Raw genomic sequence first — 12868 nt, 5'->3', positions numbered from 1 at the left:
GCACAATGACCCCTACGCCTAAGCGCATTTTTTCAACTGCAGTGCTGTTGCTGAGTATTGTTGTAGCGAGCTACGCACAACAATACCCGGTCTTTACCCAGTATTATTTTAATGAACTGGTAATAAACCCGGCTTATGCCGGTGCACATGTAAAGTTCAGTGCAACAGCTATGTATCGCAATCAGTGGGTTAATTTTCCGGGAGCCCCCAGAACATTTAACTTTAGTGCACACTCTGCTTTTGCCAAGAACAAGGTCGGAATCGGAATCATGTTTGATCACGATGAGATCGGTAGCTATAGCAACAACCACATCTATGGTAACTATGCTTACAAGATCCATTTCCCCAACTCGACCCTGGCCCTGGGGTTGCAGGCCGGTATAAATCTGCTGGGTGCCGACTATAGCAAACTTGATCTTCAGAATCCTACCGATGCTTCCTTCTATAGTATCTCCAAGCAAGTGAAACCTAATTTTGGCGCTGGTATATTTTATAGCAAGAAGAATTTCTTCCTCGGATTCTCTATACCTTTTATACTCAACAACGAAGTAGCCAGTTCGGTTGAAAGTCTGCTAGGAGGAATTAAAGAAGCACGTTATTATTTCCTTCGTGGTGGTATAGTACTTCCACTTGATAGAATGGATAAAGTAAAGATCAATCCTTCGTTCCTGGTTCGTACGCAGGAAGGACAACCCTTGAGCTTCGACTTCAATACAGCTTTTATATTCTATGATGTTTTCAGTATAGGAGGCTCGTATCGTTTGGGCGATGCCTTTATTACCTTCATCGATCTGAAGCTCACAGAAAAATTACACTTCGGATATTCGTATGACTGGACTCGCTCTGATCTGAATAACTTCTCGAACGGCACGCACGAGTTTATGTTGAACTTCCGGTCGATCTTCAGAGGTATTCACAAAAATCCTGAATGCCCGCAATACTATAACTATCGGTAAATATTCGACCGTCATTAAATAAAAATCCCCGGGGCTAATGGCTCCGGGGATTTTTTATTTCTGATATCGTTTCTAAATATAGTCTCTTTTTCAGAAGAGCTTCGCACCCATGACAACTTCGCGGGTAACCTGAGAAAACTCTTTATGTATATTAAAAGGAGCCTCACCATTCAACTCTTTATTTACGTACGAGCCATCTTCTTTCATAATGTACGAATTGACGTTATCTTTTAGATTATAGCGAAGGTTATTGATCGCCTGCTTCTTCAGAAACTCATCGTCCAAAAGGAAAAGCGATTCTATTCTGCGATCAAAACTGCGCACCATCGCATCGGCACTTCCAATATATACCTTCGGATCGCCCGCGTTATGGAAGTAATAGATCCGTGAGTGCTCTAAAAATTCCCCTACGATAGAAATCACTTCTATATTTTCACTCAAGCCTTTTCTTCCGGGACGCAAGCAGCACATGCCCCGTACAATCAGCTTGATCGTTACACCAGCCTGCGAAGCAAGATATAGTTCATCAATAAGTTCTTTATCCTGGAAGGAGTTCAGCTTGATCACAATACCTGCCGGTATACCGTTACGCGCATTCTCGGCTTCACGCTTTACAAGATTGCAAAGCTGTATCCGCATATCACGCGGTGATGTGATGAGGTTCCGGTATGTGGAGGGCTGCGAATGCCCGGTTATTACATTGAAAAATTCTGAAACATCATTGGCGTAGACTTCTTTCGTGGTAAGCAGACCTATATCTACGTATAAACGGGAAGTACTCTCATTATAATTACCACTCGAAAGATGTACATAGCGGTATACTTTATCATCCTCTTCCTTGCGCACGATCAGCAACAGCTTGGTGTGCGTCTTTAAGCTGCTCACTCCGTATATTACAAAGCAGCCAGCTTTCTGAAGACGCTGTGCTTCGCGCAGGTTATTCTCTTCATCAAATCGCGCCTTTACTTCGAACAAAACAGAAACGTGTTTTCCATTTTCGGCAGCACGCAACAACGCAGAGGTTACACGTGATTCTTTCGCTACGCGATAAATGGTGATCTTGATCGAGAGCACATACGGATCGTCCGCTGCTTTTTCCAGGAGTTCCAATACAGGCTCCATCGAATTATAGGGATGATGCAAAAGTATATCACGCTCTTTCAGCACCTCAAAAAGATCGCGACTTCCCTGCTCCGGGAAATTCAATGGCTTGATAGGAGCCGGTGGCTGAAAGCGCTTGCTCTTAAATTCTTTATGCCCTATAATCTGCATGAGTCCGTTAAACTCCAGCATACTTTCTTTCGGCACATAGAAAATATTGTGTTCATCCAAGTCCCACTGGATCTTTAGCAAGCGCATCATCCACGGATCAGGATTTTCTTCTACATCCATTCTCACTACGCGACCTGTTCTGCGCGTTTTCAATTTACGCTTCAGATCTTCCAGGAAGTTTGATTCTATATCTTCACTTTCTTCCAGTGTAAAATCACCATTTCGGTTTATCCGGAAAAGATTAGTGCCCGTGATCTCTACGTTGCGGAAGAGATTATGAATGTTATTACGAATGATTTCTTCGATGGGAACAAACAGGATCTTTTCTTCCTGCGTCAGTTCATAAAACCGCGGAAGGTTTTGCGGCACCTGTATAAAAGATACACGTTGCTGATTCTGTACATCGGCCGCGTTCTTGGTTACCACACCAAACAACAACCTGTTGTTCATCAACGTTGGAAACGCGTGGTAATTATCAAACACCATCGGGGTCAACATCGGGAAGATGATGTTGTTGAAGTATTCATTTACCTTCTGCGTATTCTCGACCGATAACTCGCTATATTTCGAGATGACAAAGCCATTCTCCGGGAACATCGGCTTCAGGCTGTTAACAAAATAATCATTCTGATCGATGAAGAACTTTTTCGTTTCAGCTAACAACAGCTTACGAAAGGGTTCTTCACGAAGACCATTATAATCGAAGCGTTCTTTGTTATAGTCAAGGTAATTATACAAACTCCCGAGACGAATCGTACAAAACTCGTCCAGGTTAGAGGCTGTAATGGAAAGAAATTTCAGACGATCAAATATACTTCTGTCAGTATGCTTTGCCTGTTCCAATACACGGTAATTAAACTTCAGCCAGCTTAAGTCGCGGCTGATATAATTACTCTCATCAATCTGCTGTGCTATCTTATCAGTGGAAATCTGTAACTCGTCCATGTCAACAAGGTAAAAAAGTTAATCTTATCCGTTAACGATTACCTGCTGTCATTCAGTTAACATTTCACGGATAAGTCACTATCAATTATAAAATTAAATATCGATGCGTGCATATTTGGCATTCTTCTCAATGAAGTCTCTTCGCGGTGCAACTTCATCGCCCATGAGCATAGAGAAAAGGTGATCTGCTTCTGCAGCCGATTCAATACTCACCTGTTTCAGTGAACGCTTGGATGGATCCATCGTTGTCGTCCACAATTGTTCAGGATTCATTTCACCAAGACCTTTGTAACGCTGCACGTTAACAGAATCTTCTTTACCACCACCGATCTCTGCTACAATCGCTGCACGCTCTTCTTCAGTCCAGCAATAACGCTCTTCCTTGCCTTTCTTAACGAGGTATAACGGAGGAAGCGCTATATATACATAACCGTTCTCGATCAGATCTTTCATATAGCGGAAAAAGAACGTGAGTATCAGCGTACGAATATGGCTACCATCCACATCGGCATCGGTCATGATAATGATTTTGTGATAACGAAGTTTGACCATGTTCAGCGCCTTGTCATCTTCCGGTGTACCGAAGCTGACACCCAACGCCGTGATCATGTTCTTGATCTCTTCGTTCTCGTATATCTTGTGCTCTTGTGCTTTCTCTACATTTAGAATTTTACCACGCAACGGAAGAATCGCCTGGAAATTACGATCGCGGCCTTGCTTGGCAGACCCACCCGCTGAATCACCCTCCACCAGGTATAGCTCGCATATTGATGGATCAGCGCTTGAACAGTCGGCCAGTTTACCAGGAAGACCCGTGCCTGAAAGTACATTTTTACGTTGCACCATCTCGCGTGCTTTACGCGCTGCGTGACGAGCCTGTGCCGCCAGTATAACTTTGTTTACGATCAGCTTGGCTTCACGCGGATGTTCTTCCAGATAATATTGCAATACTTCACCTACAGCCTGATCCACCGCACCCATGGCATCCGAGTTACCAAGCTTGGTTTTTGTTTGTCCTTCAAACTGAGGCTCGGCTACTTTTACCGAGATAACCGCAGTCAATCCTTCACGGAAGTCATCACCGCTGATATCGATCTTTACTTTTTCGAGCAGACCTGATTTATCAGCATAGTTCTTCAATGTTCTGGTCAGCGCTCTGCGGAAACCAGCCACGTGTGTACCACCTTCGTGTGTATTGATGTTATTCACATACGACACCAGGTTTTCACTGAAGGATGTGTTATAGCTTAGTGCTACCTGAATGGGTATCTCACCTTTGTCATTCTCGATATAGATCGGAACTGGTATGAGTCTCTCACGTGTTGAATCAATGTAATCAACGAATTCGCGCAAGCCTCCTTCCGAGTAAAACGTTTCGCCTTTTACTTCACCTTTCTCGTCCTTCTCGCGAAGATCTTTCAGGTGAATGGTTATGCGCGGATTCAAAAACGCGAGCTCGCGTACGCGCGATGCGATTGTTTCGTAGTTATACTCCCAGTTAGTAAAGATCGTTTTATCTGGAAGGAATTTTACAGTAGTACCACGCTTGGTAGATTCACCGATAACACGAACCGGGTATTGCGGATTGCCACGTTCATATTCCTGTTCGAATATTTTTCCATCGCGTTGTACCGTTACATGCAAATGTTCTGAGAGCGCGTTCACGCAGGATACACCCACACCGTGCAAACCACCGGATACTTTATAGGTATTCTTATCGAACTTTCCTCCGGCATGCAATACAGTAAGCACAACTTCAAGCGCAGAACGCTTTTCCTTCTCGTGCATATCGGTAGGAATACCACGACCGTTGTCTTCAACGGTAATCGAGTTATCTTCATTTACAGTTACCGTGATGGTATCACAATAACCTGCTAATGCTTCATCTATCGAGTTATCTACTACTTCCCATACCAAGTGGTGAAGTCCTTTTATGCCTACATCGCCGATGTACATGGCAGGGCGTTTTCGCACTGCTTCCAAACCTTCTAAAACCTGAATATTACTCGCTGAATAATCAGCTGGAACTTTCGCTTTCTCTTCGCTCATTGTCAATTTTTGAAACCGTCAAAAATAAGTTTTTTTGCCTGCCACACCGCATTTTTCGAGAAAAAAAACAAGGTATTTTTTAGCTTGAAAATCAGCCTGAAATAAGCGCTTTGAGTTCAATAACTAAATATTTAGTTTTGATTCCATGAGAGCTCAAGTTCCCGTTATCATAACCATCATCGTTTCACTTCTCGGTGTCTTTCAAAATACGAATGGACAGCCTAGTATAACAGGTAACAGAAGGACTGAAGTTCCCGTGTATCGCTCCAAAAATGATTCGATACGATTAGCGCAAATCGATGCTTCGCTGAGAGAATTATCGGATCATGAACCTGTGGATGTTGTTGTGTGGGACAGACTGAAGGATGCGCGCGATCAGGCCTTTCGTGAAGGAGTTTTACGTTTCAGAACAATCTATAGACCATCGGCAGAATATACTCTATACGACAGTCTGAAATCCATAAAAGACCTGCGGCAAGTAAAGCGACTTAGTATAGCCAATCGTATACTGCGAAAGTTACCGGATGAAGTTCTTCTCTGTGATAGCCTCGAGAGCCTTGAGATCGTAAATTGTTCACTTCGTAAAATTCAAAAACAAACCGCGCATCTCTCAAAACTCAAAAGCATTACGATTCTTAATAATCGCGCGAAGCGACCACTGAGGCTTTCCCGCAATACAATCATTACAACGCTTGTTATTCATGGTGATCGTCCTGATCCGTTGCCACGCTCCTATCGTAAATTCAAAGAGCTTACCATGCTCGATCTTTCCAACAATGTGCTCACATCATTTCCCAATGGTGCTGTGCATAACCGAAAGCTGAACGAATTGAGTCTTCAACACAATGAGCTTACGCTGGTGAATGACAAGATCAAAGTACATTCTTCGTTGGAGAAACTTGCCTTACAGTTTAACAAGATCGAGCAAGTGCCACCATCCATTACACATTTTCCAAATCTTATACGATTGAGTCTGAATCATAATCTCATTACCGATGTAACGCCCACTATCAGTTCACTCAGCAAACTCGAATACCTTTCCCTCTATAACAACCAACTCACAGCTGTACCCGCGGGAGTATATGCCATCAAATCGCTGAAGATTATTGATCTATACTTTAATCAAATCGAATCGCTTGATAGTTGTATCCGTAACTGGTCTAACCTGCAGATACTTTTTATTGCGCATAACAAATTACTGGTCTTCCCGAAGGAGCTCACAGCCATGCATACGCTGGAAGAAATATATGCGCATGACAATCGACTCGCATTACTGCCCCATGACATTGATAAACTGAGCAAGCTTAGAATTATACATGTAAATAATAACCTGCTAAAGGATGTACCACTCTCTCTGCTAAAGCTTGAACAACTGGAAGAACTGGATATCTCCGAAAACTATATGACCTATATACCGGAGACTATCTTTGATTTTAGTAACCTCTCGTTTATATCTTTCATGAACAATCCGTGGAACGCAGCAACACAATCATTCCTGCATAAAAAATCGAAAGAGCTTGAAACGCGTGATATCACTATACGTGTATCCGGAGTGTTGCAAGCATCTCATTAACTTTTACTCTTCGCAGCCTCTTCAAGTTCTGCCATCAGAATTGCTTTAGCTTGCGTGAGTTCCTCTTTCTGTTTGGGTGTAACGGTAGGATACTCGAGCGTGAGCGTTTCAAACTGATTATAGATAACGGAAGCTATAGCCAAACGTGCATACCATTTATCATCGGCAGGAATTACAAACCACGGAGCGTGATCTTGTGCAGTTTCCTGTAAAGCCTGTTCATATGCTTTTTGATATTCATCCCAGTGCGCGCGTTCCTTGATATCGGCAAAAGAAAATTTCCAATTCTTACTGGGGTTATCAATGCGTTCCAGAAATCTTTTCTTCTGTTCTTTTTTCGACACATGTAAAAAGAACTTCAGGATGATGGTGCCGTTCTGAAAGAGATTTTTCTCGAAACGATTGATTTGTTTGAAACGCTGTTGCCAGAAATCTTCATCTATATCGGAAGTAGCCAGTATACCGGGTAAGTTCTCGTTGAGTATATATTCCGGATGAACGCGTGTGACCAGCACATTCTCATAATGCGAGCGATTATGAATGGCAATCTCACCGCGTGCAGGCAACGCCAGTGCATGACGCCAGAGATAGTCGTGATCCAGCTCCTGTGAAGAGGGCGTTTTGAAACTGTGTACTTTTACGCCTGTAGGATTCAATCCGGAAAGTATATGTTTGATCGTGCTGTCTTTACCGGCAGCATCCATGGCCTGCAGTACAATTAATATACTATAGCGGTTGTGTGCATACAATTTATCCTGCATCACAGCCAGGTGCTCAAGACCTTCGTTCAATAACTGTTGAGCTTCTTCTTTTGTAAAGTTGGCTCCTTTATAGGATGTAGCAAATTCAGCAAGATCTACTTTCTTGCCGGGCTTAACATACATCTTCTTTAGTTGTGCAGTGATTTCTTCAGATACCATACGATGCTTTCGTTACTATACGAATATAGCAAGAATAATTATGCCGTATGCTTTTTAAAATTGTCGTGAGCGAAGCAATACCAATGTGCAGGCCTCAGTTGCTTCTATACCTTTTTCTTCTGCCAGCTTTTCGAACTCTTCGTTCTCTGTGCCCGGATTAAAGATGATGCGCTTGGGCTTCAGACTGAAAATATACTCATACCATTCGGGCTGATGCTGCGGGCCTATATAAAGTGTAACCGTGTCAACTCCTTCAATAGCCGGCTTCTTCCGTATATCCTGAATCTCCCGACCTGCTACTTCTCCTGTTTTTATTCCGATGGGTACAATCTCGTGATTATATTCCGTAAGCATGGATGCTGCGAGGTATGCATAACGTGCCGGATTATTCGTAGCGCCTACAATAACAGTCTTCTTACTCATAATGAATTTTAGAGGTTAGCTGTTTTTAAATATATACCCATTTTTATAGCAGCCGCTTCTGCACAACGTTCTCCGTCCATGGCAGCCGAAACAATTCCTCCGGCATAGCCTGCTCCTTCTCCGCAGGGAAAAAGATTTTCGATTTGTGGATGTGCCAGTGTTTCCTTATCTCTCGGAATCTTTACTGGCGATGATGTGCGACTCTCCACGCCTACTATCTGGGCATCGTTGGTCATATAACCCTTCATCTTAGTACCAAAGTTCCTGAAGCCCTGCTGTAATGCATGGGCAATTTTTGCCGGGAGCACTTCGCGCATATCCACCGAAGTAAGTCCGGGTTGATACGATGTTTCGGGCAACGAAGACGACAGCTTCTTCTCCGTAAAATCAACCAACCGTTGGGCTGGAGCACGTTGCGTATTGCCGGCAACAGCACAGGCTTTCTGTTCTATAGCCGACTGAAAAACCATGCCCGCCAACGGACCGTATTTCATATAGTCTTTAAAGTCGTGCTCATCTACCGCTACTACTATACCGGAGTTGGCAAACTTCGAATCTCTTCGCGATGGACTCATACCGTTTACAACTACCTCGCCAGGTGCAGTGGCAGCCGGCACTATAAATCCACCAGGGCACATACAGAACGAAAAAACACCACGGTCTTTTCCATCAATGGTTGCCTGGTGAACGAGTGCATACGATGATGCCGGTAAATATGGGCCACGATCGGTACTGCAATGATACTGTATCTGATCGATGAGTTGCTGCGGATGTTCTACACGTACGCCCAGCGCAAAGGGTTTTGCTTCAATGAGAATCTTCTTGTCGTTCAACAAATGAAATATATCCCGTGCCGAGTGGCCCGTTGCCAGTATAACCGATTCACCTTCGATTGTATCGCCTTGCTGTAATACTACACCACAAATTTTGTTCTCTTTCAACAGAAGATCTGTTACGCGTGTATCGAAATGTACTTCACCTCCTGCATTTAATATACTTTGCCGTAACTCAGCTACCAGCTTCGGAAGTTTATTCGTACCGATATGCGGATGTGCATCAAAGACTATATCTTCTTTAGCGCCATGCGCTACCATAATCTCCAGTATTCTCTTGATATCGCCACGTTTCTTGGAACGGGTATATAATTTACCATCAGAATATGTACCAGCTCCTCCTTCGCCAAAACAGTAATTGGAATCAGGATTAACGGTGTGATCTTTATTGATAGCCGCCAGGTCTCTTCGTCTCGCCTGCACATCGCTGCCGCGTTCCAGCACAATAGGTTTTACACCTAACTCAATCAGGCGCAGGGCTGCGAACAATCCGGCAGGGCCGCTGCCTATTACAATAACACGTCTGCTGTTGTGAACTTCTTTATACCGGGGAGTATAAATATCAGATGACTTTCTTTCCGATGGATCGAGTAGCTCGCATTGCACACGGACTACTACATTTTTCGATCGCGCATCGATCGAGCGCTTTACTGGCTGCACATATACACTGCCATCTTTTTTTAAACCAAGCTTCTGGTATAGCAGTGTTTCAAACTGTGCTTCATCAAATGCCTCTTTCGGAGACAGAACTAACTCTACTGTTTTCATAAGCGGAAGGTTTTTATCCTTCAATAGGCGCAAAGTTACGGTTTAAGTTTCATGTTTATAGTTCCATGTTCAAAGTTTATAGTTCAACGTTTATGCTTTGATGAGAAGAGACTATGATATGTAACGCTCATTGACTTTAAGCTTCCGCTTTAAGTCTTAAGCTAAAAGAGTTCTAGCGGAACGAGAATACATTGCCAAAGTTTAAACCAAAATGGAAGGATGTAGAGAACTTGGACTGATTGAGATCAGAGAAGTAGCTGGAAAAAGCCGGGTCTACATCAAAGCTGCGATAGCCCATACCAAAGGAAGCAAATGTATCGATGGTAAATCCACCGATGTTGTTCTTGCGCATAATGCGATAGCCGAGTAATGGCCCCCACTCGATGCGCTGCTCTACAGAATTGAAAGTAAATACATTGTCAGGATTTTGATTGATAGGTTGATTTACAAAATGGCCGAGGTTGGTAAACCTGATCTCGTGACCAAAGTACCACATACCCGCTTTTAACGGATTATAAAATTTCTGTTTGATGCTGATGTTGTACCCGCGCTGAAATTGTTTGCCCGGGGCTATATTCAGATCAGACCGGAAGAACGGATCGCGTATACCTATAAATTCAAACTCATGTCCTAATCTTTCCTGCAAGTAAAATTCGACTCCAAAAGGTAAACGCCCAACGGCCATCCATATAGGATTGGTACTCATAATAACACCGTGGTATTCATTTCCCTTTTCGCGGAAATACGTAAATCCGCGTTGCTGTGCTTTTGCTTTGCGTGTGCTGCTTTTGGAAGCGAGCTGTACTATTTCTTTTCCAAGTTTTTTGTCGTCATAAAAAGGTCGGTAATAGCCGGATAGTCTTCCATCGGTCTCATAGATCTCCCACGTGCCGGTCTTTAATTCTCCATCGTAAGAGCCTTTGGTTTGCAATGCACCAGTGGGATAGTATCCACGATATGTACCCTTATCATTTACATATTCGCATTCGCCTTCTTTCTTGCCGTCTTCATAGTAAAACATCCACGTGCCCTGGCGTTTACCATCTTTCATCATACCTTTTGTTTTCAGTTTGCCACTGGTATAGTACTCACGGAATTCTCCGGCACCTTGTATAAAGGTTACTTCACTTTTTAGTGAGCCGTTGGTGTTTAATGTTTTCCAATAGCCATTCTTTTTTCCTTCTACAAACTCACCCACCGAGCGTATCGTGCCATCTTCAAAATAGTATTCCCATTTACCAACCGGTATATCATTTATATACTTACCCTTGGATGAAATTTTACCGGATGGAAAATACGTTACCCATTCTCCGTTCTTCTTGCCACCTTCGTAATCTCCTTCGCTCTCCAGTGTTCCATCTTCTGCTACAAAGCGCCAGTGTCCTGTATTCTTGGCTCCGGTTCGTGGACCTTCGCTGAATATTTTTCCGGAATGGTAATACTCGGTATATCTTCCGAAGTCATCCGTATAGTCGATCTCCCCTTTCAGGGTTCCGTCTTCAAAGTAATTCTTCCAGAGACCGGTGCGTTTACCATCTTTATACTCGCCTACTTCTTTGATCTGTCCGTTTTCATAGTATGACTTCCATTCGCCCTGGCGTTCTTTACCATAGATAATGCCCTCCATACTTTTCTGCCCGCTCTCGTAGTAGTATTCCCACATACCATAGTTGGCACTTTTAAAAAGTATACCACGCATCTTGAGCTTGCCGGTTTCATAATAAAATTCCCAGATACCGGTTGTCTCGTTGTTCTCAAACTGACCTTTGGATTCTATGTTTCCGTTGAGGTAATACGATATATACTTACCGTGCGCGATGTTGCGAATGGTATCCTTTACCTGATATATTTCTTTGATGTTCTTTTTCTTGGAGTCGTGGTAAGTCTGTCGTGTAAAGCCCTGGCCACTGGCCTGTAGAATACCGGCCATAGAAAGCAGCAGCAGGAAGAAGAGTCTTTTCACAAGCAGGCGCAAGTCAAACCACGACCAAAGATACATATTTATAACCAGTAGCCGCAAGTTGCTGGATTCGAGCAGGAAAGCGATTTTTTGAATCGCTAACAACGAATAGCGATTAACTTATAAAGAATAACTGAATTTGAATATCGAACAAGGAATATCGATTAACGAACTCCGAACACCGAATGTAGCAATACTCTACGACACAATTTATACCGCATGGAACCTACTCGTGCGACTTAAAAACCACCAGATCGGTCTCGTTGGTGTCGCCATTAAACATGCGAGCCTGGTAATATATTTTGGAGAATGGCGGTACTGTGCGTGTAAGCCATACGTTGCCTCCTATTATGCTGTCGTGGCCAATGGTAGTGTCACCACCTAAGATAGTCGCCCCGGCATATACGATCACGTTATCTTCCAGAGTTGGGTGTCGCTTACGCGAGGCATCTTCTTTATTTACACTCAAAGCACCGAGCGTAACTCCCTGGTATATTTTCACATAATTACCGATCACGGTTGTTTCACCAATCACCACACCGGTACCATGGTCGATACAAAAATGTCTTCCTATACTTGCACCGGGGTGTATATCTATACCGGTTTTACTATGTGCGTGTTCGGTGATAATGCGCGGAATCTCCCGTATACCTTGCTTTAATAACTGGTGGGCCATACGATAGGCCGCTATAGCATAAAAACCCGGATAGGTTCGCACTACTTCGCTCCTGCTTTTGGCTGCCGGGTCGCCTTCATACATCGCTGTAACATCTTCTTCAATCATCGCATAGATCGATGGCAACGCTTCAAAAAAATCAGTCGACAGCTTCGCTGCGTTGTTTCCGGTAGCTCCTCCGTTGTTACGCAGGAGTTTCTCCAGGTCGCGCTGAAGTTTGTGCATCAGCCCGGTAAATTCTGCTTCGGTTAAGTGTGCGAGTTGTGTGAAGTCGGCAAAGAGCGCTCCTAATAATTCAACAAAGAAATGTGATACATCTGCCGGTGCCGGGCACGTTGGGCATGCCTGGTGAGACTGATATAGCTTTTGCAGAAATGATTTGTCCATACTGGTTAAATTCGTTGGTGGCGATCGCTCCGGAGAACCCGCTGCTTCTTAAACGCGTTTCCTGAACTTTTGATTTCAGTATTTGTCTACAATAGCTTATGATTCC

The 12868-nt window shown here is 43.6% G+C and carries 9 protein-coding genes; 2 read left to right on the top strand and 7 right to left on the bottom strand.

Translation table 11 applies throughout. The annotated features are described in order from the left end of the window. Window positions 1–5 precede the first annotated feature (5 nt). Window positions 6–956, top strand: a complete 951-nt coding sequence (locus VIN08_RS21830; RefSeq protein WP_331969771.1) for a type IX secretion system membrane protein PorP/SprF — start codon at window positions 6–8, stop codon at window positions 954–956. Between the two features lie 90 nt (window positions 957–1046). Here the strand turns inward: VIN08_RS21830 and ppk1 are convergent, their stop codons facing one another. Together ppk1 and gyrB are read right to left on the bottom strand one after the other, a co-directional pair. Further along, window positions 1047–3173, bottom strand: coding sequence for a polyphosphate kinase 1 (ppk1, locus tag VIN08_RS21825; RefSeq protein ID WP_331969768.1), 2127 nt, complete (start codon window positions 3171–3173; stop codon window positions 1047–1049). A gap of 93 nt (window positions 3174–3266) precedes the next feature. Then, window positions 3267–5222: a DNA topoisomerase (ATP-hydrolyzing) subunit B gene (gyrB, locus tag VIN08_RS21820; protein ID WP_331969765.1), complete on the bottom strand. Its 1956-nt coding sequence runs from the start codon at window positions 5220–5222 to the stop codon at window positions 3267–3269. Window positions 5223–5367: 145 nt separating this feature from the next. Between gyrB and VIN08_RS21815 the strand changes: the two genes are divergently transcribed. Then, window positions 5368–6795, top strand: a complete 1428-nt coding sequence (locus VIN08_RS21815; RefSeq protein WP_331969762.1) for a leucine-rich repeat domain-containing protein — start codon at window positions 5368–5370, stop codon at window positions 6793–6795. Here the strand turns inward: VIN08_RS21815 and VIN08_RS21810 are convergent. The 5 genes from VIN08_RS21810 to VIN08_RS21790 form a co-directional block, all read right to left on the bottom strand. Then, window positions 6792–7715 (bottom strand): polyphosphate kinase 2 family protein, encoded by a 924-nt coding sequence (locus VIN08_RS21810; protein ID WP_331969759.1) that lies wholly within the window; start codon window positions 7713–7715, stop codon window positions 6792–6794. The genes VIN08_RS21815 and VIN08_RS21810 overlap by 4 nt on opposite strands. A gap of 54 nt (window positions 7716–7769) precedes the next feature. Beyond that, on the bottom strand, window positions 7770–8138 hold the full coding sequence (locus VIN08_RS21805) for a CoA-binding protein (protein ID WP_331969756.1): 369 nt from the start codon (window positions 8136–8138) through the stop codon (window positions 7770–7772). Between the two features lie 8 nt (window positions 8139–8146). Beyond that, a complete protein-coding gene (locus VIN08_RS21800) occupies window positions 8147–9739 on the bottom strand; it encodes an NAD(P)/FAD-dependent oxidoreductase (RefSeq protein ID WP_331969753.1) in 1593 nt (530 codons plus the stop codon). A gap of 172 nt (window positions 9740–9911) precedes the next feature. Beyond that, entirely contained in the window at window positions 9912–11702 is a 1791-nt protein-coding gene (locus VIN08_RS21795) for a toxin-antitoxin system YwqK family antitoxin (RefSeq protein WP_331969750.1), read from the bottom strand. A gap of 223 nt (window positions 11703–11925) precedes the next feature. Beyond that, entirely contained in the window at window positions 11926–12762 is an 837-nt protein-coding gene (locus VIN08_RS21790; RefSeq protein ID WP_331969747.1) for a serine O-acetyltransferase, read from the bottom strand. Window positions 12763–12868 lie beyond the last annotated feature (106 nt).

It is taken from the genome of Ohtaekwangia sp. (assembly GCF_036568665.1).
Taxonomy (GTDB): domain Bacteria; phylum Bacteroidota; class Bacteroidia; order Cytophagales; family Cyclobacteriaceae; genus Ohtaekwangia.
Note: the sequence above shows the minus strand (reverse complement) of the source record. Positions and strands in the feature narration are given on the sequence as shown.